The sequence below is a fragment of the Gordonia sp. DT219 genome (genome assembly GCF_049847065.1).
Lineage (GTDB): Bacteria > Actinomycetota > Actinomycetes > Mycobacteriales > Mycobacteriaceae > Gordonia.
Window position 1 is genome coordinate 1 of the sequence record NZ_JBNCNR010000018.1, and the last position, 24614, is coordinate 24614.

General features: G+C 67.5%; 18 protein-coding genes. 9 read left to right on the plus strand and 9 right to left on the minus strand.

Annotated elements, in window-relative coordinates; translation table 11 throughout:
- Positions 1-213 precede the first annotated feature (213 nt).
- Positions 214-1059, minus strand: coding sequence for a hypothetical protein (locus tag ACPXB3_RS17480; RefSeq protein WP_425728761.1), 846 nt, complete (start codon positions 1057-1059; stop codon positions 214-216).
- Between the two features lie 207 nt (positions 1060-1266).
- Here ACPXB3_RS17480 and ACPXB3_RS17485 point away from each other — a divergent pair, with 207 nt between their 5' ends.
- Complete coding sequence (locus ACPXB3_RS17485) at positions 1267-3012, plus strand: oleate hydratase (RefSeq protein WP_425728762.1); 1746 nt, start codon at positions 1267-1269, stop codon at positions 3010-3012.
- 30 nt (positions 3013-3042) lie between these two features.
- On the opposite strand, the gene ACPXB3_RS17490 is transcribed toward ACPXB3_RS17485, so the two are convergent.
- Positions 3043-3750, minus strand: coding sequence for a TetR/AcrR family transcriptional regulator (locus ACPXB3_RS17490; RefSeq protein WP_425728764.1), 708 nt, complete (start codon positions 3748-3750; stop codon positions 3043-3045).
- A 165-nt stretch (positions 3751-3915) separates the two neighbouring features.
- Here ACPXB3_RS17490 and ACPXB3_RS17495 point away from each other — a divergent pair, with 165 nt between their 5' ends.
- From ACPXB3_RS17495 to ACPXB3_RS17515, 5 genes are all read left to right on the plus strand, one after another.
- Complete coding sequence (locus ACPXB3_RS17495; RefSeq protein ID WP_425704399.1) at positions 3916-5451, plus strand: MFS transporter; 1536 nt, start codon at positions 3916-3918, stop codon at positions 5449-5451.
- A 10-nt stretch (positions 5452-5461) separates the two neighbouring features.
- Entirely contained in the window at positions 5462-6034 is a 573-nt protein-coding gene (locus tag ACPXB3_RS17500) for a nitroreductase family protein (protein WP_425704400.1), read from the plus strand.
- Positions 6035-6257: 223 nt separating this feature from the next.
- A complete protein-coding gene (locus ACPXB3_RS17505; RefSeq protein ID WP_425704401.1) occupies positions 6258-7874 on the plus strand; it encodes an FUSC family protein in 1617 nt (538 codons plus the stop codon).
- Between the two features lie 165 nt (positions 7875-8039).
- Positions 8040-9896, plus strand: a complete 1857-nt coding sequence (leuA, locus tag ACPXB3_RS17510; protein ID WP_425704402.1) for a 2-isopropylmalate synthase — start codon at positions 8040-8042, stop codon at positions 9894-9896.
- Positions 9897-10224: 328 nt separating this feature from the next.
- Complete coding sequence (locus tag ACPXB3_RS17515) at positions 10225-10716, plus strand: DUF6325 family protein (protein WP_425704403.1); 492 nt, start codon at positions 10225-10227, stop codon at positions 10714-10716.
- Between the two features lie 24 nt (positions 10717-10740).
- Here the strand turns inward: ACPXB3_RS17515 and ACPXB3_RS17520 are convergent, their stop codons facing one another.
- From ACPXB3_RS17520 to ACPXB3_RS17535, 4 genes are all read right to left on the minus strand, one after another.
- Complete coding sequence (locus ACPXB3_RS17520; RefSeq protein WP_425704404.1) at positions 10741-13419, minus strand: LuxR C-terminal-related transcriptional regulator; 2679 nt, start codon at positions 13417-13419, stop codon at positions 10741-10743.
- A 325-nt stretch (positions 13420-13744) separates the two neighbouring features.
- The gene (locus ACPXB3_RS17525) at positions 13745-15100 is read right to left on the minus strand and encodes a DUF2252 domain-containing protein (protein WP_425728766.1); all 1356 of its coding nucleotides are present in this window, start codon (positions 15098-15100) and stop codon (positions 13745-13747) included.
- The gene (locus tag ACPXB3_RS17530) at positions 15097-15399 is read right to left on the minus strand and encodes an SHOCT domain-containing protein (RefSeq protein ID WP_425728768.1); all 303 of its coding nucleotides are present in this window, start codon (positions 15397-15399) and stop codon (positions 15097-15099) included. The genes ACPXB3_RS17525 and ACPXB3_RS17530 overlap by 4 nt, the downstream gene beginning before the upstream one ends.
- A 32-nt stretch (positions 15400-15431) precedes the next feature.
- A complete protein-coding gene (locus tag ACPXB3_RS17535; protein ID WP_425728770.1) occupies positions 15432-15893 on the minus strand; it encodes a DUF6325 family protein in 462 nt (153 codons plus the stop codon).
- A 196-nt stretch (positions 15894-16089) separates the two neighbouring features.
- Here ACPXB3_RS17535 and ACPXB3_RS17540 point away from each other — a divergent pair, with 196 nt between their 5' ends.
- Positions 16090-16470, plus strand: coding sequence for an SHOCT domain-containing protein (locus tag ACPXB3_RS17540; protein WP_425704408.1), 381 nt, complete (start codon positions 16090-16092; stop codon positions 16468-16470).
- Between the two features lie 40 nt (positions 16471-16510).
- Positions 16511-17821 carry a DUF1254 domain-containing protein gene (locus tag ACPXB3_RS17545; protein WP_425704409.1) on the plus strand — a complete coding sequence of 437 codons (1311 nt, stop codon included), beginning with the start codon at positions 16511-16513 and terminating at the stop codon, positions 17819-17821.
- Positions 17822-17838: 17 nt separating this feature from the next.
- Here ACPXB3_RS17545 and ACPXB3_RS17550 read toward each other — a convergent pair whose 3' ends face one another.
- On the minus strand, positions 17839-19275 hold the full coding sequence (locus ACPXB3_RS17550) for an amidohydrolase family protein (protein WP_425728772.1): 1437 nt from the start codon (positions 19273-19275) through the stop codon (positions 17839-17841).
- A gap of 57 nt (positions 19276-19332) precedes the next feature.
- Positions 19333-20496 (minus strand): carboxylate--amine ligase, encoded by a 1164-nt coding sequence (locus tag ACPXB3_RS17555; RefSeq protein WP_425704411.1) that lies wholly within the window; start codon positions 20494-20496, stop codon positions 19333-19335.
- A gap of 289 nt (positions 20497-20785) precedes the next feature.
- Here ACPXB3_RS17555 and ACPXB3_RS17560 point away from each other — a divergent pair, with 289 nt between their 5' ends.
- Positions 20786-21877 (plus strand): EamA/RhaT family transporter, encoded by a 1092-nt coding sequence (locus tag ACPXB3_RS17560; protein ID WP_425728814.1) that lies wholly within the window; start codon positions 20786-20788, stop codon positions 21875-21877.
- Positions 21878-21998: 121 nt separating this feature from the next.
- On the opposite strand, the gene ACPXB3_RS17565 is transcribed toward ACPXB3_RS17560, so the two are convergent.
- On the minus strand, positions 21999-24599 hold the full coding sequence (locus ACPXB3_RS17565; protein WP_425728774.1) for a LuxR C-terminal-related transcriptional regulator: 2601 nt from the start codon (positions 24597-24599) through the stop codon (positions 21999-22001).
- Positions 24600-24614 lie beyond the last annotated feature (15 nt).

Consider the following 24614-nt stretch of genomic DNA (forward strand, 5'->3'; position numbering starts at 1 on the left):
ATTATGCCTTGCAGGGAAGGCACTTTCGCTTATCAGCACACCATTTTCCGTGCTTCCGCACGAAAAATCCAGGCTAGATCCCTGTCTCCCGGAATGAAGTTCCACTTTCCGGCTACTTCTAACGCAAGTACGTCACCACCTGGCCATGATTTGCGAACTGGATCCCACAGAGGCCACCAAGTTGGATCATGCACGGCAACTGATATATTCATGTCAGTTGTCATAATGCTGCTGATCTGGTTGCGTCGCATTGAAACGTGCTTTCTCGATCGCCGCCCTCACCTCAGACAATTCATCGAGCAGGCGAGCCCGCTCGTCGACTCGAAACCGTCTCGCCTGCATGGCCATCACCGCCTCTGCCGCCACCGCCGAGATGCCCAGCAACTCCATGAGCGCTGATCGCGCGGCATCCGCGGAGTCGGACCGCACGAGCAACTCGATCACCTCATGGGGTCGGTCCGTCGCTGCCACCAGCGCGCCGAGAATCTCCAGCCGGTTCTGCCCCGGCCGTTTTGGCCGGCGGCGTCCGCCACGGCCGGCCGCGTCACCGGCCACCGGCCCGTCCCAGCGGAACCGGTCATCGCCGATGACGTCGTAGTCGCGGAGATCGGTCACAGCCATCCAACCGGGCTTCGACGGCGCCGACATCGACACGATGATTCCCGTCGCGTCGTCGACGGTGATCGATCCCGTCTCGCCATCGGCCGTGGCGAGCGTGGTCGACCAGGCGGCTCGGCCGCCGACCGTCGTCCACGTGGGGCCGCTGACCACCGACATCCCCGCACTCATCCGGGGTAGCAGCGAGTCGGCACCCATCAGATCGAGCGGGCTCAGCGGCGCACCGAGATGTACGGTCCGGAAGTCTCCGCCCAGTCGGCGCATGTCACCGTCGCGACGCAGAAACGGTCCGTGCCCTGGCGCCCTGAGGTAGACGACCTCTCCCTGATGCTCGATCCGCCACCGGTCATGCGGCCCGTGCCAGAAGTCGAAGGCCACATCGTCGTTCAGTCCGTCATCCGGTTCGCCGGCCGCCGAGATGGTGCCGGAGTTCATCGTCATCGATCCGGATACCCACACCGTGTCCGAAGCACTGTGCCGTCCAACCAGTTCCACCCACGATGGCGTCATGTGCGCTGACCCTACCGGTACGCCGCGTCGCATGGGCGCGGCGCGGGCGCACGACGCCGGAGGTTTGGCACCGACGCTCGCGTGGTATCGGCACATTGAGGGTTTCATTGATCCCGCGACCGACCCAGGAGATGAGTGGTGTACCACAGCAGCGGCAACTACGAGGCATTTGCACGTCCGCGCACACCGGCCGGGGTGGCGGAGAAATCCGCGTATCTCGTCGGCGCGGGTCTGGCTTCACTGGCTGCGGCAGCGTTTCTGATCCGGGATGGGCAGATGGACGGCAAGCGCATCACCATCCTGGAGGCGTCGGCGATCTCCGGCGGCGCGTTGGACGGGATCAACGATCCCGACAAGGGCTTCCTGATTCGCGGCGGCCGGGAGATGGAGAATCACTTCGAGTGTCTGTGGGACCTGTTCCGGTCGATTCCCTCCCTCGAGGTCGACAACGCCTCGGTGCTCGACGAGTTCTACTGGCTCAACAAGGACGATCCCAATTACTCCCTGATGCGCGCCACGCAGAACCGCGGCCACGATGGCCACACCGACGGCAAGTTCACCCTGACCAGCAAGGCGCAGCTGGATCTGCTGAAGTTGTTCCTGCGCCGCGACGAGGACCTCGAGAACAAGACGATCAGCGACGTGCTCGGAAAGGGCTTCCGCAACAGCAACTTCTGGCTGTACTGGCGAACGATGTTCGCGTTCGAAGAGTGGCACAGCGCCTTGGAGATGAAGCGTTACGTGCAGCGCTTCGTCCACCACATCGGCGGGCTGCCCGACTTCAGCGCCTTGAAGTTCACCAAGTACAACCAGTACGAGTCGCTGGTGCTGCCGCTGGTCCGTTGGCTCGAAGACCACGGAGTCACCATCCAATACGACACCAAGGTGACCAATGTGGTGTTCGACATCACCGCAGCGCGCAAGGTGGCCCGGCGGATCGACTGGATCCGCGACGGCCGGCCCGGCGGGATCGAGGTGACCGAGAACGACCTGGTGTTCGTCACCAACGGCTCATGCGTGGAGAACTCGGACTGGGGCGATCACCACACCGCACCGAGATTCGATCCCGACATCGGCGACGGCAGCGTCTGGGCGTTGTGGCGCAACATCGCCAGACAGGACCCGTCGTTCGGCCGCCCCGAGAAGTTCTGCGGCGACCCCGAGAAGACCGCGTGGGAGTCGTCGAGTCTGACGACGCTAGACGACAAGATCCCGCCGTACATCGAAAAGATCTGCCGGCGTGACCCGTTCAGCGGTCGGGTGGTCACCGGCGGCATCGTCACCGCACGCGATTCGTCGTGGCTGATGTCGTGGACGGTCAACCGGCAGCCGCACTTCAAGTCGCAGCCCGACGACGAACTCGTCGTCTGGGTGTACGGCCTACTCATCGACCGCCCCGGCGACTTCGTCGACAAACCGATGCGGGACTGCACCGGCGAGGAGATCACCCGAGAGTGGCTCTACCACCTCGGGGTGCCGACCGAGCAGATCCCGGAGTTGGCGGCGAACTCCGCCAATTGCGTGCCGTGCATGATGCCGTTCATCACCTCGTTCTTCATGCCGCGCCGCGCCGGCGATCGGCCGGCCGTCGTCCCGAAGAACGTGGTCAACTTCGCGTTCCTCGGCCAGTTCGTCGAGACCGAACGCGACTGCGTCTTCACCACCGAGTCGTCGGTGCGCACAGCCATGGAAGCGGTCTACACCCTGCTCGGCGTCGAGCGCGGCGTGCCGGAGGTGTTCGGATCGGTATACGACGTGCGCGCCCTGCTCAACGCAACCATCCAGATGCGCGACGGCAAGAAGCTCAAGGTGCCGAAACTCCTTGTGCGGGCACTCGACCGCACCGTCATCGGGCAATTGCTGCGCCGCTACCGGCTCGTGTGAATGTTGCGGCGCACCGAGTGGGCCGCGATGTCAGCCCCCGGCCGCCGCCTCGAATCCGGCGCACAGATCCGCCACCCCGGCGTCGAGGATGGCGCGGGGTGCCATTCGCGGACCGATGTCGACGCGGCCGGCGAGCGAGGCGAGGATCGGCCACTGCTCGGCTCGCGCGTCGCGCTCGGCGTCGGTCCAGCCGCCGAGCAGTTCGCCGAGACCACCACCGGGTTCGGGTCCGGCCGAGTCGGCGGGCATGATGTGCTCACTCACCGACACCAGCGCGACCCCGTTGACGTAGCTCCAGAACGTGAGAACCATCTCGACGGCCCGGGCATCGTCGACACCGAGCTCACCTAACCCGTCGGCGAGCCATTCGAGACCGGCGAGCGACACGTCCCCGAAGCCGTAGCGCGGCACCGCATAAGCGAGCACCACCCACGGATGACGTTGGTAGAGCTCCCAATCGATGGCGGCGGCGCGGGCGATTCGTTGCCGCCACCCCGGCGACGCGTCCCCCACCGGATAGGGGAAGCGGCGGCCGACCTCCTGCGCCATCGCGGTCAGCAGGGCGTCCTTGTCGGCGATGTGCCGGTACAGCGACATCGCCCCGACCCCGAGCTCGTCGGCGATCCGGCGCATCGACAGCGCATCGAGTCCGTGGCGATCGGCGACATCGATCGCGGCGTCGACGATCGCCTCCGTCGTCAACTTCGGTGCACTCGACTTCGGGGCCTGCTGGGCCACGGCTGATCACTCCTGGTTGCTGCTCGGTTTTCATCAAGTGGGCTTCATCAGGTGGGCGGGCGGGGAATAACCCGATTGCGTACAGCGTACTCACCAGCGTAACCTCGGTTCGGCGTACGTCGTACGCACCACCACATCGTGCTCGAGAAACCCGGAGATCCCCGCATGTCCACCCAATGCCGGCCCACCGATCAGCGCACGGCGCAGGCACCCACCGCCGACCGCCGTACCTGGCTGGGACTCGCCGTGCTCATGTTGCCGGTGCTGCTGGTGTCGATGGACTTCTCGGTCCTCTATCTCGCGATCCCGTCGATCACCGACGCGCTCGACCCCAGCGCCACCCAGCAGCTGTGGATCCTCGACATCTACGGCTTCCTCATCGCCGGGCTGCTCATCACGATGGGCAACGTCGGAGACCGGGTCGGGCGGCGGCGCGTGCTGCTCGCCGGCGCCGGCGTCTTCGGCGTCGCGTCGGTCATCGCCGCCTTCGCACCGAGCGCCGGTGTACTGATCGCCGCGCGTGCGCTGATGGGTGTCGGCGGCGCGACGCTGATGCCGTCGAGCCTGTCGCTGATCGCCAACATGTTCCCGAACGCGCGCGACCGTGGCCGGGCGATCGGCGTGTGGACCGCCGCCTTCGCCGGCGGTTCAGCCATCGGACCTGTCGTCGGAGGCGTTCTGCTGCACCACTTCTGGTGGGGAGTGGTGTTCCTCATCAACGTGCCGGTGCTGGCCGTGCTGTTCGTGCTCGGCCCGCGGCTGGTGCCCGAATACCGGGCGCCGTCGACCGACCCGTTCGATTTCCTCGGCGTCGCGCTGTCGCTGCTGGCGATCATCCCGATCGTCTACTCGATCAAGACCATGGCCGCCGACGGCTTCGACCCGCTGGTCCTCGTCATCGGAATCGTCGGCGTGGTGATGTTCGCGGTCTTCCTCGCCCACCAGCGCGGTGCCCGCGCCCCGTTACTCGATCTGAAACTGTTCCGCGACGTGCAGTTCAGCGCGGCGGTCGCGTGCGCCCTGATCGGCATGATGGCGCTCGGGGGCATGTCGTATCTGACCGGGGTCTACCTGCAATCGGTGATGGGCCACGACGTGCTCGCCGCAGCGCTGGCCGGATTGCCGGCAGCCATCGCCGTCGCCGTCTTCTCCATCGGCGCCGGCCGCGTATCCGCCTGGCTGGGCGTGCGCACCGCTCTCATCGGCTCGGTGGCCCTCGCCGCCCTCGGCAACCTCGGACTGCTCTGGCTCTCCACCGACAGCCCGCTGTGGATCTACCTGGTGTCGACGGCGATCGCGGGCATCGGCTACGGCGTGCAGTTCAGCCTGGTCTCCGAGATCGTCGTCGGATCGGTTCCGCCGGAACGGTCCGGCGCGGCCTCCGGCATCTCCGAGACCAGCTTCGAACTCGGGACCGCACTGGGCCTGGCCCTGCTCGGCTCGCTGGCCACGCTGGTGTTCCGCGAGCACAGCTCGGGCGCCGGGTTCGCCGACACCATCGGCGAGACGCTGCACCGGGCGGCCGGGATGGGACCCGACGGCACGGCGCTCGCCGACTCCGCCCGTGCCGCTTTCGTCCACGGCGTCCATGCCGCCTCGCTGGCCGCGGTGATCGCTCTGACCGTGCTCGCCGTCGTCCTCACTGTGGTGCTTCGCACACCGACGCGCACCGCCGAGGAATCCTTGGCCGAACGGTCGTAGGCTCGACGGAGTGCACGAACCGATCAAGGACCGCTGGAGCGCGCGCGGCTACGACGCCGCCGCGCTCGTCACACCCGCCGAGATCACGACGATCCTGGAAGCCGGCCGCTGGGCGCCCACCTGGGGCCGCATCCAGCCGGTCCGGTTCATCGTCGGCATCCGCGGCGACGAGACGTTCGCGCGTCTCACCACCGTGCTCAACCGCGGGAACAAGAGCTGGGCGCCCAAGGCCGGCGCACTGATCCTGCTGTGCACCTCGGACGATCCCGACGACGCGAAACTGCATGAATACGGTGCCGTGGACCTGGGTTTCGCGGCGGCGCAGATGAGTATCCAGGCCGTGTCGATGGGTATCAACGCCCACCCGATGGCCGGCTTCGATCCGGCGGCGGCACGCGCGGAGTTCGGTATTCCCGACGGGACGCGGCCGATGGTGATCCTGGGACTCGGCCGCCTCGCCGAGAAGACATCCACCCTGGACCCGGAGATCGCCGATCGGGACGCCTGGCCGCGAAAACGGTTGCCGCTCAACGAGGTAGCGTTCTCCGGCCACTGGGGCGACCCGTTCACCCCCGAAAACTGACCAGCCGGACAACCTGCTCGCCGCGAATATGGTTTGCGGCTATGGCGACGGTCGAGACGATTATTGTCGCGACCGTCGCCATAGCTGCACGTTGTATTCGCATCGCCATATTCGGATCGCCAGAAAACCGCGAATCCGGGCGGTTGGCGATTGTTGTTCGGCCCGGCATAGGGTTGATCCGCCCGCCGGCAACCGAATACATCCGCTCGAGACACAGGTGACGATGGAGAACGACGACCGACTCCCCCGACCACCTGCCCGCCCGTCCATCCGGCGGGCGCTGCTCGCGGTGCCCGACATCCGCGGACGCTGGGAGCCGGCGATCCGCGCCGGACTCTCGTTCGCCCTCCCGGCCACCGCACTCTGCGTCGCCGGGCTCGAGCGGGACGCCCTGCTCGCCGCGCTCGGGGCGTTCGCCGCGCTCTACGGCGAGAAACGTCCGTACCGTGTGCGCTGGCGGGCGGTCACCACCGCCGCCCTCGTGCTGGTGGCTGCGGTGGCGGGCTACGGCGCGCTCGGCGCGTGGGCCGGCCCGGACGCGACGATCGCCCGGAACATGGTGGTCGTGGCCGCGCTGGTGGCCGGTGCCGCAGTGGCATCCTTCACGGCCACCGCCATCCGCCTGGGCCCGCCCGGACCGTACTTCTTCGTGCTCACCGCAGCGGTCGCATCGGTGGTGACCCGCCATGGTGTCGACCTCGGCCCGGTGGTCATCGCCACCGCCGCCGGCGGCCTCGGCTCGCTGATCGTGTCCATGGCACCTGCGCTGTGGCGCCCGCACGCGCCCGAGACGGCGGCCACCCTCGCCGCGATGACCGCCATCGAGGGCTATCTCGAGGACAACAGCGGCGCCGACCGTGCACGCCGCCACGGCGTCGCGTTCTCCACGCTGAACGCCTGGTCGGTGCTCCACGATGCGGCGGCCACCAATGGTGCTCTGGCGCGGCAACTCTGGGAGTCGATGCATCGGCTGCATGGTGTCCGCAAGACCGATGCCCTGGTCGCACCGCTGGGACGGCCGACCATCCTGCACCGGCTGCGCGGAGCCGCCGAGCCGTACAGCCATGCACAGGTCACCGCCGTCCGGGTCACGGCTGCGGCGTTGTGCGCCGGCGTGATCTCGGTGCTCGTACACCTGTCGCGCCCGGACTGGGCGATCCTCGGTGCCGTCCTCGTTCTCCAACTCGGTCCCGACCGGATCCGAGGCGTCATCCGCGGGTCGCACCGACTCCTCGGCACCATCGTGGGCCTGGGTCTCTTCGTCGTCTTTCACCTTCTCGATCTGGGCATTCCGGCCCTGATCGTCCTGATCGCGATCCTCAACGTGCTCATCGAACTGACCGTCGTCGGCAACTATGCGGTTGCGGTCACCTTCATCACCCCGTTGGCCATGTTGATGGGCACCCCCGAATCGAACATCACCATCCCCGTCCGTGATCGCCTGCTGGAGACCTTCCTCGGGGTGGGGCTGGCCATCGCCGCGATGTGGGTCGTCGGCCGCCACGCCCACCGGAAGACCGCGAGGCGCGCCGACGCCGCCGTCCTCGACGACGTCGGACGCACCCTGGCGACGATCACGGCGGAACCCGTCGGCACCAGCAGATCGCTCACCATCCGGCGCGACCTGCAATGGACGCTGCTCGAGGCGGAGATGTCGGCGACCGACGCCGCCGGCGACGAACCGGAATGGGCGCGTGCCCACTGGCCCCATCACGCCGCGGCGTGCCAGGTCGGTTACGACACGCTCTCGTGGTGCTGGCGCACCGATCGGGATCGCTCGCTGGATCCGGTGATCGCCGGGCTGCTGGCCGACCGGCGAGGCATCGTCGATCGAATGTGATGGACGCGAATTTGATCCACCCGGCCGCCGGGGAGTACGGTCGAACGCATGCAGCGCGCGCTCCTTCTCGGTTGCCGCGGCGGGGTCTGAATCGACCGGCCCTCCGTCGCGGGCCTCTTGACGCGCCGGTCATCTTCCCCTTTTGAATCTCGGAGATGAACCATCATGGCAGCAGCAGACACCTTCGCCTCGGGCGCAAGCCGAATCGTCGAACCCACCGGACCCATCCACGCCGGGCAGCCGACGTGGAACAAGCAGCGCAACTCGGCGATGCCCGTCCACCGGTACCGGCCCTTCGCCGACGAGGTCGAAACCGTTTCCGTTCCCGACCGCACCTGGCCCGACAAGGTCATCGATCGTGCCCCGCTGTGGTGCGCGGTGGACCTGCGCGACGGCAACCAGGCCCTGATCGACCCGATGAGCCCGGCGCGCAAGCGCCGGATGTTCGACCTGTTGGTTCGTATGGGCTACAAGGAGATCGAGGTCGGCTTCCCGTCGGCGAGCCAGACCGACTACGACTTCGTCCGCGAGATCATCGAGGACGGCGCGATTCCCGACGATGTGACCATCCAGGTGCTCACCCAGTGCCGCGACGAGCTGATCGAGCGGACCTTCGAGGCGTGCCGGGGTGCGGCGAACGTGATCGTCCACTTCTACAACTCGACATCGGTATTGCAGCGTCGCGTCGTGTTCCGCGCCGACAAGGCCAAGATCACCGAGATCGCCACCAACGCCGCGCGCCGCGTCCTCGAGGAGCAGCAGCGCTTCCCTGACACCCATTGGCGTTATGAGTACTCGCCGGAGTCCTACACGGGCACCGAGCTGAGCTACGCCAAGGAGATCTGCGACGCCGTCTCCGAGATCATCGCGCCCACACCGGAGAACCCGATGATCATCAATCTGCCGGCGACCGTGGAGATGGCGACTCCCAACGTGTACGCCGATTCGATCGAGTGGATGAGCCGCAATCTGGCCCGCCGCGACTCGATCATCCTGAGCCTGCACCCGCACAACGACCGCGGAACTGCCGTTGCCGCAGCCGAATTGGGCTACCAGGCCGGCGCCGACCGCATCGAGGGCTGTCTGTTCGGCAACGGCGAACGCACCGGCAACGTCTGCCTGGTCACCCTGGGCATGAATATGTTCAGCCGCGGCGTCGACCCGCAGATCAGCTTCTCCGACATCGACGAGATCCGTCGCACCGTCGAGTACTGCAATCAGCTGAACGTCCCCGAACGCCATCCGTACGGCGGCGACCTGGTCTACACCGCGTTCTCCGGCAGCCACCAGGACGCGATCAACAAGGGACTCGACCAGATGAAGGTCGATGCCGACAACGCCGACGCCGATGCCGACGACATCCTCTGGGCCGTACCGTATCTGCCGATCGACCCCAAGGACGTGGGCCGCAGCTACGAGGCGGTCATCCGCGTCAACAGTCAGTCCGGCAAGGGTGGCGTCGCCTACATCATGAAGACCGACCACGGACTGAGCCTGCCGCGGCGCCTGCAGATCGAGTTCAGCCGCGAGATCCAGAAGCTCACCGACGGTGAGGGCGGCGAGGTCTCCCCCAAGGAGATGTGGGACGTCTTCGCCGAGGAGTACCTGCACCCCGTCCGTCCGCTGGAGCGCATGCGGCAGAAGGTCGATGCCTCCGAGATCGACGGCGGCGAAGACCGCATCACCGCGGTGGTGAAGGTCGACGGCGTGGAGAAAGAGATCTCCGGTTCCGGCAACGGTCCGCTCGCCGCCTTCGTCGACGCCCTGGCCGCCGTCGGATTCGACGTCCGGGTCCTCGATTACAACGAGCACGCGATGACGGCCGGCGGTGACGCCAACGCGGCGTCGTATGTGGAGGCACAGGTCAACGGCGAGACGGTATGGGGCGCCGGGGTGGCCTCCTCGATCACCACCGCGTCATTGCGCGCGGTGGTCTCGGCGGTCAACCGCGCCCACCGGGTCATCGTCCCGGCCGGCGGCGACGAGACCACCGACGCCGCGCCGCGCACCTGGGCACCGTAGGAATCCGCGGCCGACAGACCGATCACCGGTAAGTACCCCGATACGCGGGTCATCCCCGCTGTGTCGTGAAGTGGCATGGGCCGGACCCACATTCGAGCGATCCTCGACGTGGGTCCGGCCCATTCCCGTCGGTCGTCGCGGCCGTTCCTCAGTAGGGTGGCGGCGATGAAGGCAGGTCCGTGTGCCGCGATACTGCAGTCCCCTCCCCCGCCAACCGACTATGGCCGGGCCGCCGCCGGTCCGCACAGGCTCATCCAATCGGGGTGAGCCCGTGCCCGAGCCGCACGTCCACACTCGAAAGACGGCCGTTCATACCGAATCGCGTCGGGTGAGCGCGCAGCGCCCGAGGACGTCCGTCGACGACGAGGAGGCCGGAATGCACGCCACCGCCACCGACGCCGAGCGCGATGACCTCGGTCCCATCGACTATCTGGTCATCGAACTCGCACCGGGCACCGGCGACGTTCCCGACTCCATCCGGGCGGCGCTCGCGCAGATGGTGAGCGCCGGAATGGTTCGTGTCCTCGACCTCGTCGTGGTCGGGCGCAACTCCGATGGCATGACGGTGAGCGAAGCCGAAGATCTCGAACCCGGCATGCCGACGGAGGTGAGCGCGACCCTCGCCGAGGTCCTGGCGCTCGAGGACCTCGACAACCTCGCCCCGGCCATCACCGGCGGACGCAGCGCCGTGATCATCGTGTGGGAGTACACCTGCACCCGCAACCTCGGCCGGGTGGCCGCACACAGCGGTGCCGAGATCGTGGCACAGGGACGTATCCCCGTGCGTGACTTGATGTTCGCCCTGGGTGATGGGACCTGAGCATCGGACCGTCACCGCAATCTCTCAGAGCAGCTTGTGTTCTCGCGCCCGGTCGACTGCCTCGCGCCGGGTCGTCACACCGAGCTTGCGGTAGATCGACTGCTGATGTGTCTTGACGGTGTTCACCGACACGAACAGATCCGCGGCGATCTCGGCCGCCTTGAACATGGTGGGCAGATAGCGCAGCACGGTCAGTTCGCGATCGGTGAGAGGCTGTGTCGCAAGGGGTTCGGTGTCCGGATCGATCGTTGCCGCGCCACCGCCGGACAACTCGACGATCCGCTGCACGATCGTCGGCTGATGCGTCGTGAGCATCCGGTAGCGCGCCAGCACCGGTCGCACATCGTCGGCCCACGCCACGAACGGCCGCACCACACCGGTCGCGTCCGCGACGTGCAGGGCCTCACCGAGACGGTCGACCGCCTCTGCGTCGCGGCGTAACCGGCCGGCGGCCACCGCGGCGAGTACGAGGGCATCGCAACGGACGACCGGGTATTCGGCGTATGTGGTCATCGCCCCGAGTATCGACGGAACATCGGCGGCGTGGCCGGTCGCGAGGGTGACCTCGGCGCACACCACACGTTCGAGCGCCGCGGCGAATCCCGGCTCACCCGGCAGCCCCACCACGGCAGCCTGGGCGGCTTCGATATCGCCGAACAGCAGGTGCATCCGGATGAGGGCCACGTGCATCCACCGGTCGAGCAGCGCCGGCAGGTGGCCCGCGCGGGCCCGGATCACATTCAGCCGTTCGGCGGCGATCCCGGCAGCCGCCACATCGCCTGCGGCGACCGCGATCTGGATCGCGTAGATCTCCACGATCATCAGTGCCCCCAGGTCGGAGGCACCACCGGAATGGTGCGCGCGAATCCAGTTCAGCCGGGCCGCAGCAGCATCGAGACGATCGGCGTGTAACGCGACCGCGAGGCCCACGGCCTGCGAGATGATCACCTGCGGCTGCCGGCTCCAGCCACGACGGACCGCTGCCTCCAGCAATGCCTCGGAGTGTCGGCCGGCGTCGTCGATCCGGCCCTCGATCACTTCCAGCACCGACAGGTAGCCATCGGCGGCCACCGCGACCAGGTCCATTCCCGCCGACGTGGCCAGCCGCCGACAATCCTGCAGCAGCGCCTCGGCCTCGGCGAGACGGCCCGACAGCAGATGGTCGATGGCAAGGTTGTTGTCGCCGATCACCATATAGGCTGGAGCACTGGGCAATTCGTCGAGCGAGGCGGACCGTGCCGCCTCGCTGACCGCAGCCGCCCGGGTACCCAACTCGGCGATGTCACGGAAACGCGCGATCACCATGTGTACCAGGGTCACCACGATTCCGATGGCCGGTTCCGGCTCGACGTCCTGGTCGGCGAGCAGACGGTCGGCGAGACCGGCATGCTGTTCCATCGCCAGGTAGTCGCGCCGGTGATAGGCCAGTACGGCACCGATCACGTGGGCCGACGCAAGCGGCATCGCCGACAACTCGGTCTCGGCCGGTTCGAGCGCCGCGGCGAGCTCGGCGGCGCGGGCGGTGAGCATCAACGGCACCGCATACGCCCCGAGGACACGCGCGGCCGCGTTCGGTTCGCGGGCGGCGATCAGGTGGCGGATCGCCGCGACGTGGTCGCCGGTGCCCGAATACCAGGTGGCGGCCAGGCGATTCAGGTCGTCGATGCTGTCGGGTGCGTCGGTCTGCAACCGGTCGTAGAGCAGCTCTCGCAGCAGTGGGTGGTAGCGGAACCATTCGGGCCGGTCGGCCAGCCGGACCGTGAGCGCGTTCGCGGCCACCAGCGCCTCCAGTTCCCGGCGGCTGTCGGCGACCCCGGTGAGCGTGCGTGCGAGGTCGGCGGTCACCTCCGGGACGATCGAGGTGGCGAGCAGGAAGCGCCGGGTGTGTGGGGCGAGCCCGGCCAGCACCTCCTCCAGCAGATAGGCGGCCACCAGCCGATTGCGCCCGCTGAACTGCCCGAGCGCGGCGTCGACGGAGGTGGCGTCGCGCTCGGGCGCCCCGCCGAGCAGTGCCAGTCGAAGTCCCGCCGGCCAGCCCTGGGTACGCGCCATCAGCACGTCAAGATCCGCGTCGGCGACCTGCACGCCGGCGTTCTCACAGAGTTCGGCGGTCTCGGCCCGGGTGAAGGCCAGAGTCTCGGCATGGATCTCGGTGACCTCGCCGTCGAGCCGCAACCGGCTCAGCGGCAACGACGGGCGAGTCCGCGAGATCAGGATGACCCGCAGGTTGTCCGGACACCGGGCCAGCAGATACGAGAGCGACTCGAGGACAGTGGTGTCGGCGATCTGCTGCAGCTCGTCGATGACCAGATCGATCGGCGTCGACGTCGCCGCGATCGCGTCGGCGATGCGGTCGATGTCGGTCAGACCGAGATCGGACCCGGGTGCGAACTCACCGAGCACACTGCCCTGCGCCGCAAATCCGGCCACCTCGAATGCCGAGAGCACGTCACTCCAGAACGACGGGACGTCACCGCCGCGACCGGCGGCGAGCCAGACGACGTGCTCATCGGTGCGAGTCGCCCAGTCGGCCACCGCCAAGGTCTTGCCATATCCGGGTCCGGCGCACACGATGGTGAGTACCACATTCGTCCCACGGGCGAGGGCGGCGTCGATGCGCCGGCGCCGCACCACATTCGGCGGCACCGCCGGCCTCGAGATCCGTACGTGCGAAGAATTCGTCGCGCCACCGGTTGTGCTCACCGCGTCGTCCGTCCCTCCCCCGCGCCTCCACGCGGGATTCTACTCACAGAACGTCGTACGGGCAGCGCACTTTCACCCGCCATGTATGACGCGGGCGGCCCCCGGCCCGGCGAGCATGAACGAAAGCCGACCATGAACGAAAGAAGGGTAACCACGATGGGAATGCGTCCCGGACGGCGGAACCGCAGTGCGGTGATCGGGCATCCGGTGGGACGCGCGCACGTCGTCCCGGGAGTCGGCGAAGCCCTGCGGCGCGGAATCGAACGTCGATCCGCGGGACGGAACCGGCAGCCGCGCATTCGCTGAGGTCGCTACTGGAACTGCACTATCCGTCGATCGCCGAGATCTGCCCGCGCTCGATGGCGGCGACGAAGTCGGCGTGATCACCTTCTGTGAGCTTTGCGTATCGGGACGCGAAACGCTTTATCGCCCGGTCGAATTCGTCGGTGTCACCAAGATAGGCAGCGACGGCCACGGCGTCTCCGGAACGTCCGTGCCCGTAGGCGAGGACCCGGGCACACACTCGCCCGTAGACCCCCAGGGCGTTCTCGTCGAGGAGCTCGATCTCGAAGGAACCCTTGCCGTCGCGGAGCTGACGCAGATAGAAGTCGCGGTGTGTGCCGTCGATCCCCGGACCCCCGTCCCATCCGAGGAACACATCGCTGACGGCCTGGATGATGCGCTGTCCGAGCACCACCCGCTCGCCCTCGTTCTCGTAGCGGGGGCCGTCGAGATAGCCCGCGAGTACCGATCGCTGAGCTTCTTTGGCCTGCAGGATGAGGGGGTCGCCCGCGTCCTTGCCCTCGAGCAACAGCACCCACGCCTGGGTGCCGACGCTGCCGACCCCGACGACCTTGCGTGCCATCCGGACGACCCGGAAGCGATCCAGCAATGTTCGGTGGTGCGGCGCCATCGTCGACCGGAAGCTCTCGAAACGCTCCCGGAGTTCGCCGTAGAACGCCGCAGACCGGTCGCCGAGGAGATTCTCGATGGGCACGATCAGCGGCGCCTGGTCGACGAATCGCAATTCGCCGTCCTCGACGACGGTCAGCTTGCTCAGTGCCTGCAGGCTGTCCCGACGCCGCGCCTTGCGGATGGCGCCGCGCACCACCTTCGCGGCGCCGGCGTCCAGATGGGCGCCGACGGCGGCGAGGTCCTCGGTCGGAATCGCGTGGGAATACCACGCCTTCAGCGTGCCCATCCCGGCGAGCTCGGTCATCGTCTCGCGGTACTCCTGCGCACAGGCACGGGCGATCTGCTTGGCGGACTTGCGGGTTACGCCGTTGGCGAGGGCTGCGACGACCAGGCTGGCCGCCAGTCGCTTCACATCCCATTCGAATGGGCCGGGATAGGTTTCGTCGAAGTCGTTGACGTCGAAGGTGAGTTGGCGCTCGGGCGTGGCATACAGACCGAAGTTGCTCAGATGCGCGTCCCCGCAGAGTTGCACCTCGAGGCCGGAATTCGGGGTGCGCGACAGATCATCGGCCATCACCAGCGCAGCGCCCCGGTAGAACGTGAACGGGGTCCGTGCCATCCGGCCATGCCGGATCGGCACCAACTCGGGGACCCGTTGGGTGGCCTGCCCGAGCAGCAGACCGATCGGATCGCGGTCGTCGCCGTCGGCCACCTCGGACAGTGAGGCGAGCGAGGGACGACCGGCCGCCGGGTCCGAGGCGATCACGACGACAGGATGCGCTGCTTTTCCGCGGCGAACTCGTCATCGGTGAGCACGCCCTGCGCGTGCAGTTCGGCGAGCTGTTGCAACTCGGCGATCCGATCGGAGTTCGACGTGGGTGCCGGCGCCGGCGCTGGTGCGTATTGGGGTGCGGGGGCGGCATACTGGGCCGGCGGCGCCTGCTGTTCCTCGTAGGATTGCGCCGCCCAGCGTCGCCCCTGGCGACGCGATACCCGGTTGGAGACAGCGGTCGCGGTACCCGCCACCGCGGCGGTGCGCGCCACCCCGCGCAGAAGTCCTGGCATGATCGTGATCCTCTCGACGGCGTCGGTGCTGGTCAGTTGTCGTTCTCGTCGAGCACCGCGACGATGTCCTCGATCGCGATCCGCCCGGAGGCGACGAGTTCGGCACCGGTGCGCCGCAATGCCGCGGCGAAGGGTGCGGCCCAACGGTTTTCGTAGACGACGATCGCGGCGGCGTGTCCCGGTTTCAGGATTCGCCCGGCCTCGGCGAGGTCGTCGTCGCCGATCAGCCCGGAGGCCGCCTCGGCGAAGAGGGTCACGTCGAGGTCGCCGTCGAGGTCGAGGTCGGCGATGTCGATGCCCACCACCGCGTCGGCGTCACGCCGGACGAACGCGAGGTCGAGGACCCGGACGACATCACGCTCCACGAGATCACGCAGATGGGCGAGCGCACTGCCGTCGAATCGTGCATCGGACGGGAATTCGACGACGAGGTAGTCGACGGGCCCGAGGTCGACGTCGGTGTCGGTGTCGGTAGGAGTGTCCGCAGCATGCATGGTGGTCACCTTGGCACTGCCCGACCGGACGGTCCTCACCCCCTTGGTATGAAACGCGGCCGCCACCGGGGAGGCGACCGCCACAGACGTCTCATTCGCAGCGGGTGATCCGCGTGCGCCCGACATCGCGCAGGGTGGTGTCGGAAAGACATCGTCGACGGCCCTGATGCCGTGGACACGAACGCAAGGAGACGGCATGTGGAGTTCATTCTGGGAGTTTCTCTGGTCCATGGTGGTGATCTTCGCCTTCGTCGCCTACCTGCTGGTGCTGTTCTACATCCTCAGTGACCTCTTCCGTGATCGTGAGCTCTCCGGGTGGATCAAGGCCGTGTGGATCATCTTCCTCATCGTCATCCCGTACCTCACGGCGCTGGTCTACCTCATCGCCCGGGGTCGCGGCATGAGTCAGCGGTCCGTCGCCGCGCGGCAGCAGATCCAGGACCAGACCGACGACTACATCCGATCGGTTGCGGGCAAGTCGGCGACCGAGCAGATCGCCGACGCCAAGACCCTGCTCGACGCCGGCACCATCACCGAGGCGGAGTTCCACTCGCTCAAGGCCCGGGCGCTCGCCTGAGCGACCATCGTCCGAGTCGTCACCAAAGGAGTTGTCGCACATGTCCGTACCCACCGACGATCTCACGGCCCTCGCGACGGAGGCGTACGTCTACCTGTATCCGCTGGTCACCATGGAGGTGAGCCGCCGGCAACAGACTGCCCCGGCGGCCGCGGACCGTCCGGTGTTCGGACCCGCCAACCAGTTCGCCCATCTGCGCGAGTTCCCGTCCGCGCAGTTCCGGGCGGTGGTGCGCCCGAACTTCGACACCTTGTATTCGTCGGCGTGGCTCGACCTCACCACGGGACCGGTGGCCATCGACGCCCCCGACAGCGACGGCAGGTATTACATGCTGCCGATGCTGGACATGTGGACCGATGTCTTCGCCGTCCCCGGCAAACGCACCACCGGTACCGGCCCCCAGCGCCATGTGGTCGTACCGCCGGGCTTCTCCGGCGATGTCGGCTCGCACGGAACGGTCATCGAGGCGCCCACCCCTTATGTCTGGCTGATCGGGCGCACGCAGACCAACGGGCCGTCCGACTATGCCGCCGTCAATCGATTCCAGGATGGTCTGCGGGTCACCGCTCTCGGCGAGTCGCCCGCGCCGCCGCCCCCGGACATCGATCTGAGCACCGAGCCGTTGCGCCTGGTGAACGGCATGAGCGCCCTCGACTACTTCTCTTTCGCGGCCGATGCTCTCACGATCATCCCGCCACATCGCACCGACTTCTCGGTGCTCGCGCGGATCGCGGCGCTCGGGGTGGTCCCCGGAAAGCCCTTCGACGCGGCGACGTTCAGCGCCGAGCAGGCCGCCCAACTCGAGGCCGGAGCCGCCGCGGCCCGGACCACACTGGCCGACTTGACCGGACTCGGCCGGGTCGCCAACGGCTGGGAGATCATCACCGAATCGATCGGCGTGTACGGCAACGACTACCGCAAGCGCGCGCAGGTGACCCTGGTCGGCCTGGGCGCCAATCCGCCCGACGACGCCGTCTATCCGGTTCTGCTGACCGACGCCGCAGGGCGGCCGCTGACGGGAGACCGCGCGTACACGATCCACTTCGACGGCGATCAGCTGCCACCGGTGAACGCCTTCTGGTCGGTCACCATGTACGACGGCGAGGGATATCAGGTCGCCAACGAACTCGACCGATTCGCCCTCGGCGATCGGGACCCGTTGCGCTACAACGACGATGGTTCGCTGGATCTGTATGTGCAGCACACCGATCCCGGCGGCGACAAGACCAGCAACTGGCTTCCGGCGCCCTCGTCCGGCGCCCTCGGGGTGACGCTGCGCCTCTATGCGCCGCAACCGGGCGTGCTCGACGGCACGTGGACGCCACCACCGGTCGTGCCGGTGGAGTCCTGACCGGTCGGCTCACCTTCTCAGTCTGCGCTCACCCGGCGTCCGCGCACGTACACCTCGCCGATCGCCGGCTCACGCAATCCCATCAGCAGCGCGAACAACGTCTGGTCCCTTGCCAGTTCGGGGTCATCGGAGCGAATTCCGTTCTCCAGCATGGCCGCCAACGGCGGCCAGCGCTCCGGTTCGATGACCAGGAAGTCCGCTTCTTTCCCGGCGTCGAGATTGCCGAACCTCTCCTCGGCGTCGAGTGCCCGCGCCCCGGCCAGGGTGCCGGTGAACAGCAATTCGGCCGGATGAATCGACACCCCGCGATCACCCGGCTCGGAGATGTGCACCTTGAAGGCGTCCGAGAGCACCCGCGAGATCAGCCACTCGTCGCCTCCGCCGCAATCGGTTCCGGCCGCGACCGTGACGCCCGAGGCGATCGTGGACAGCCACGGCATCGTCCCGGATCCGAGGAACAACTGGGAGGTCGGGCAGTGTGCGATCGAGGTCCCCGTCTGCGCCATCCGCGCCAACTCGGCCTCGGTGCAGTGCACGGCGTGGGCGAGGACGGTGCGCCGGCCGAGTAGACTCTCGCCGCCACGCGCCGAGCCGGGCAGAAATTTTCCATCGTAGGTGTCGAGGTAGCTGTCGACTTCGAAAAGCTTTTTGACCGTGTCGATCTCGCCGGTGCCGGGCCGATTGTTCTCGTTGAGGTGGGTGTGCACGTACACCCCACGCCCGGACACCTCGGCGTAGAGCTCGCCGAGGGCGCGCAACGTCTCGGTCGTCACCGACAAGGTGAACCGCGGCATGATCGCGGTGTGCAGCAACGAGGTTGCCGGATCACCGGTGTCGGCGGCATGCCAGCGATCGATCTCCGCAGTTGTCAGGGCGATCGCGTCGGCCTCCGAGGTGATCAGCGGGCCGGCGGAATCGGGTCCCACCGTTTGGATTCCACGGCCACTGACCAGACGCAGACCCACCCGCGCGGTCTCGGCGAACAGCGCGTCCTGCGCATGGGGAAACGCCGACCCGAACACCATCGCCGCAGTGGTGCCCGCCGCGATCCGCCGGGCGGTGAATTCGCGGGCGATGCGGCGCGCGAACTCCGGGTCCGCCAGCCGCGCCTCGGCCGGAAAGATGCACGTATTCAACCACTCCAGCAGTTGCCCGCCCCCGTAGGCGTCGAGCGAGTAGGTCTGCGGGAAGTGGATGTGGGCGTCGACGAAGCCGGGGATCAGGAACGCGTCGCCGTGATCGATGGTGACGCCTCGCGCGGCGTCGGCATCCGGCAGGGCACCCCCGTCAGACAGGGCATCGGCCAGGCCGCTGCGCGGCCCGCTGTAGACGATGACGCCGGTCTCGTCGTCGATCACCAACGCGCCGTCGGCGACGTCGACGAGCGACTGCGCCGCGTCACGCAGATCCGGTGCCCCGGTGATGTGGATGAGATGGCCGAGATGGATTGTCACCGGAACACACAAGCACATCTGGCCCGATTCGGCGCGCCGGGGCGCCGTCCGGAGTTCTCAGACGACGTGCCCGTCCCATTCGTGGTCGTGCATGAACCCCTCGGCGAGCCCGACGCGGTATTTGAGACAACTACGCACGATGCCGAGATACGCGATGGGCAGCATCACGCCGGGTTTGCGATCGCCGGACACGCCGATGACGTCGTCGAACTCCCGCAGGTCACGGAAATACTGCCGCAGGGTCCGGCCCTGCCGGGCGTCCTTACGCCAGCCGAAGATGGCCATGCCGATCTTGATCATCGCCCGCACGTCGTCGTCGGGCACGATCAGCTCGTCGTTCTCACCGAAGAACGCCTCGTCGACGCGATTGTGCGGCCGGAACATCATGATCCCGCTGGTGGCACGCGGATTGCACTCGATGCAGTACAGGCCCTTGTCCGGGTGGTCGATGAAGTCGAATCCGACCTGACCGGTGAAGTCGGTGCCGGCCAGGAACGTCTCGACCCAGTCGAAGATCGGCTGATGCTTCACCGGCACGAACGACAGACACGAACTGCCGCCGATCGCATAGCCGACGGGGTAGGTGGCGTGGGCGAAGATCTTGCCGTCGCGCACCACCGAGTAGGTGCAGTAGCGATCGCCGGTCAGCCATTCCTGGGCCAGCCACGGATTGCTCGGATCGTGATCGAGCCACTCCATCGCATCGCCCGGATACACCTTGTGTACCCGCTGCGATCCACGCGAATAGCACTTCTTGACCGCGAACGGCCCGTCGAAATCCAGGCCGCCGACGTCCTCGGGACCGTCGAGGCGCGCGAATTTCAGGGTCGGCACCTCGCGCTGCGCCAGCATCTCCTGGAAGTCGAACTTGTTGTGCAACTGGTTCTCGAGCTCGAAATCGGACAGGAACAGTTCACATTCGGCGGGGAACAGTCCGCGCATCATCGAGAGGACGTCGGTCTCCTCGTGGATCGGGATGACCATGTCGACCTGCTCGTCGACGACGATGCGGGCCAGTTCGCGGCAGTATTCCTGCGGCTTGAACTTGGGCGGGGGCACCAGGTGGAAGCCGTCGACGGCCGTGGACACCCGGGTCAACACGATCGGGATCGAGTCGACGGTGGTGACGCGATGCCCGGCCGCCGACAGCAGGCGGGCGAGATTCAGGCTGAGGAACGACCGGCCGAAGGTGATCAGCACATGTCTACCGGAGGAGGCCACGGGGCGAGTCTAGTGGCGCCGGTTCGTCGGGCACACGGTGCGTACCGCTGCACCGGGAATTCGATTGCCTGCGGTGCGGCGAACCGATTTCATGGAATAGCTGACCCGGGGTCGTCGTTGGGATTGCCTGGATTGTTAGGTTGGCTTTGCTCGATCGTCCATGATCGAGGGTGTCGACAGGTCGGCGAGCAGGCGTGTCGAGGGCGGACGTGTCGAGGGTGGAGGAGGTGTGTCGGTGCTCTTCGTGATCGGCGTCATCGCCGCCTCCCTGGCCGCAGTCGCCTACGGGATGTCGACGGTGCTGCGCGCGCTCGGCGCGCGCCGGGTCGCCCAGGTCGCCCGCGAGGAGGGCGTCGGCGACACCAACCCGGCCGGTGGACCCACGTTGCAGTCGACGATGTCGACGCTGATCGACCCGTCCTTCATCCTCGGCACGGTCATGGTGATCGTCGGTTTCGCCGGCGGCGCGGTGGCCGCCCGCTTCCTGCCGCTGTTCCTCTCGCAGACCATCGTCTCGGCCAACCTCGTCGTGACCGCACTGCTCGGCACGATCATGCTGAACATCGCCTTGCACACCCGCGACTGGGTGGCCGTCTGGCTGGTCGTGTTCTCACTGTGCCTGCTCGGCTTCTCCTCGTCGCACCGCACCGGCGAAGGCCATGAGCACTCCATCCATTGGGGTCTGTTCATCGCGACGATCGTCTTGTCGACGCTGGCGCTGCTCGGGGTGTACCGCCTCGGCCGCCACGGGGCGATCGTCGGCGGGGCGATGGCAGGGCTGCTGTTCGGCGTGATCGCCATCGCCGTCCGCATCCTCGACGGCGTGCATCCGTTCGATCTGAAGGTGCTGCTCACCGATCCCGCCGCCTGGACCATCGCGGTGGCCGGCGCCTGCGGCTTCTTCGTGCAGACCGTCGCGCTGCAACTCGGCGCGGTCAACGGTGTCACCGCCGTGCTCGTGGTCGGCGAGACCGCGGGACCGAGCCTCGTCGGTGTGCTGTTCCTCGGCGATACCGCCAAGGCCGGATTGGGCTGGCTCGCGATCGTCGGCTTCATCGGGGCGGTGATCGGCGCGGTGCTCGTCGCGTGGTACGGCTCAGGCGATCCAGACCACTTCGGTGAGGCACCGCCCATGAAGGGCGGATGGCACCGTGGCCGTGAGGATTTCGACGGCGACCCCGACGACGACACAACCCGCACCGCCGACACCGCCCGCACCGCCGACACCGAGCGCGGCGGCGGCGAGTACGGATCGGTGGAGGACGAGTTCTGCGACGCCGACTTCACCCTCGTCGAGGACGACCTCGAAGCCGATTTCGGTGGTCCGCGCGAAGACGACGGTCCCGCCGCGAGTCGCAACGCCCGCAACCGCGCCCAGTAGCCGCCCAACCAGCCGCTGAAAGTGGGGGAAGAGCCACTCTTCCCCCACTTTTCTGTTCGTCCTCTGCAAGTTTCTGGAGGAAGAAACAACAAGTGGGGGAAGAACTTTCAGAGACGGTCCGTCAGCGTTCGCGCAGGATGAGGTCGGCGATGCCGTCGCGATCGGTGACATCGAGTTTGGTGCACGCCCGGTAGATGTGCCCCTCGACGGTACGGACGGACACGGTCAACCGTGCGGCGATCTGCTTGTTGGACAAGCCCGACGCGACGAGGTTGGCGATCTCGCGTTCGCGGGTCGTCAGGGGCAGCGGTTGCGCCGCCTCGATCAGCGCCGGGGTGCGCAACCCGCCACAGGCCGACGCCAGCCGATTCGCCATCGACGACGACGCCACCGTCGCCGACCTGCTACCCGAACGATCGTGGATACGGCTGGCCTGCGCGGCCACATCGGCCGCCGACAACCGCAGGCCGAGCGCCTCGAGATCGGCGGCGCAGACGTCGAGTTCGACGCCGTCACCGGCTGCGAGCGCCGCCGCATGGCGGGCGTAGAGTCGCGCCGACGGTCCGTCGATCTGTTCGGCCAACTCGGCCAGACGTGGCCCGGCGCTGACATCCCCGAAGCGTACGGCGGTGTGCAGCGCCTCCGCCTCGATCGCGAACTGATCTGTCTCGGCCGCCAGTCGTGCTGCTGCACAAGCTCGTTCGATACCGATCGACAAGGTCCCGGCCGCCGCGGCCTGCCATGCCTGCGCAATCCACAGCATCGGCCGGAACACCGCCACATGCGCACCGTCGCGCGCGGCCGCCCGGCCGAGTACCACTTCGGCGCGCTCCGCCTCCCCCAGCGCGCTGAGCGCCTGGGCCAGAAAGACATACGCCGGAAAGTTCCACGACGCGGAGTACTCGTCGCCGTCGAGGGTGGCCAAGGTCTGTTCGATGCGCCGCACCACCGAGGCGCAGTCGCCGTGCGCCAGATCGACCGCCGACACGAGGATCCCCGACATCGCCCAGCTGAGGTATTGCGCGGTGTCGGCGAATGCGACGTAACGCCGCACCGCCACCTTGGCTTCGTCCAGCCGGCCGGTCAGGATCAGTCCGAGGATCTCACCGATCGCGGCCGGATATCGCAACAGCCCATCGGTGAACCGTTCTGCCTCGCGGGCACGCCGGGCGAGCGGATCGAGTGCACCGCCTCGCCCCGACAGCGCGCGTGACAGCATCCCGCCGAATACACCCCATTCGACCGCCCACGGCAGGGCGTTCGGCGATTCGAGTGCAAGATCCGAGAGCGCGATCGCATCATCGATACGGTTCTCGAACAGTGCGCACGCCGACGCGATGCCATCGACGATCCGCAACAGATTCTCGTCGTCGACCCCGTCACGCACCTGGGCAAGGATCTTCTCGGCCGGTTCGGCATGATTCATCACCCAGAACATGTTTCCGACGCGCTGCAATCCGATCCGCAGCCGCAGCGGTACGTCCAGACCGGTCGTGTCGATGTGCGCGAGGATCTCCTCGGCTTCGTCCGGATGTCCCTGCCACATCAGTGCCCTCGACAGCAACTCGGCCTCGGCCGGTCCGCCACCCTCCTCGAGCGCGGCCCGCGCGAAACGCTCACCCATCGGGGTCTGTGCCAGGTTGAGCGCGTCGTCTGCGGCCGCCGACAACAATCCGAGGTCGACGGCCGACCGGTCGCTCTCCAACGCCAATTCGGCCAGCCGGATCCGGTCGAGCGGCGTCGACAACGGTCGTTGCCGCAGCGCACGCACCAGGTTGCCGCGTAGCCGGCGCGAGGATGCAAAACCCAGGCGGCGTCGGATCACCTCCCCGAACAGCGGGTGATGGAAGCCGACGTTGAGTTCGCGGCCGTCCCGCTCGAGCCGCACCAGCCCGTCGATCTCGGCCTGTTCGACGGCCTCCTCGCCGGCGACCTCGGCGAGGACGTCGAGATTCAGCGGCTCGCACAGACTCAGATATTTCAGGGCGGTCAGCACCGACTCGTCGAGTTGCTCGATCCGGCCGTCGAGCAACGACGCCAGTTCCGAGGTGATCGCGGCCCGGCCGCGCAGCTGCCATACCCCGTTGACCTGACGCAGCGTGTTGGCTTGGCGGGCACCGTCGACCAGGTGCCGCAGGAACAGCGCGTTGCCGCCCGAGGCCGCCCACATCCGGTCCGCCGAGTGCTCCTCGAGCTGACCACCGAGCACCGACTCCACCAGCTCGACGCTCTGGGCTTTGGTGAACGGCGACAACGTGATCCGCAGCAGGTGGTTGTCCTTCCACAGTGAGGTCACCGCATCCGGGACGGACTCGCCGCTGCGCACGGTCGCCACGATGTGCACGGCTCGGTCGATGGCGAGCTGATGCAGCAGCGTTGCCGAGAGTTCGTCGAGCAGATGCGCGTCGTCGACACCGATCACCGCGTTGCCCCCGGCCAGCAGCGACTCGCGGGCGGCCGACAGGTAGGTGACCGGGTCACTCGAGGTCGCCGGGCCCACAAGATGGGCGAAGACCCCGAGCGGGATCGACCGGGCCGACTCGGTACCGGCGACCCAGCGCACACCGGCGCCGATCTCGGCCGTCACGTGGCGTGCGAGAGTGGTCTTGCCCACGCCCGAATCACCGGTCAGCACGACACCGCACACAGCCGTCTCGTCGCGCAGCGCGGCCGAGATCGCACGGTATTCCTTTTCGCGCTCGACCAGAGGCCAGTTCGCCATGCGGGTATTTTAGTC

What these genes read in the sequence shown, in the direction of transcription:
- ACPXB3_RS17480 (WP_425728761.1), bottom strand. Translation starts at nt 1,059, where the DNA reads ATGACGATGAACTCCGGCACCATCTCGGCGGCCGGCGAACCGGATGAC.
- ACPXB3_RS17495 (WP_425704399.1), top strand. Translation starts at nt 3,916, where the DNA reads ATGTCCACCCAATGCCGGCCCACCGATCAGCGCACGGCGCAGGCACCC.
- ACPXB3_RS17505 (WP_425704401.1), top strand. Translation starts at nt 6,258, where the DNA reads ATGGAGAACGACGACCGACTCCCCCGACCACCTGCCCGCCCGTCCATC.
- leuA (WP_425704402.1), top strand. Translation starts at nt 8,040, where the DNA reads ATGGCAGCAGCAGACACCTTCGCCTCGGGCGCAAGCCGAATCGTCGAA.
- ACPXB3_RS17530 (WP_425728768.1), bottom strand. Translation starts at nt 15,399, where the DNA reads ATGCCAGGACTTCTGCGCGGGGTGGCGCGCACCGCCGCGGTGGCGGGT.
- ACPXB3_RS17535 (WP_425728770.1), bottom strand. Translation starts at nt 15,893, where the DNA reads ATGCATGCTGCGGACACTCCTACCGACACCGACACCGACGTCGACCTC.
- ACPXB3_RS17540 (WP_425704408.1), top strand. Translation starts at nt 16,090, where the DNA reads ATGTGGAGTTCATTCTGGGAGTTTCTCTGGTCCATGGTGGTGATCTTC.
- ACPXB3_RS17545 (WP_425704409.1), top strand. Translation starts at nt 16,511, where the DNA reads ATGTCCGTACCCACCGACGATCTCACGGCCCTCGCGACGGAGGCGTAC.
- ACPXB3_RS17560 (WP_425728814.1), top strand. Translation starts at nt 20,786, where the DNA reads ATGTCGACGGTGCTGCGCGCGCTCGGCGCGCGCCGGGTCGCCCAGGTC.
- ACPXB3_RS17565 (WP_425728774.1), bottom strand. Translation starts at nt 24,599, where the DNA reads ATGGCGAACTGGCCTCTGGTCGAGCGCGAAAAGGAATACCGTGCGATC.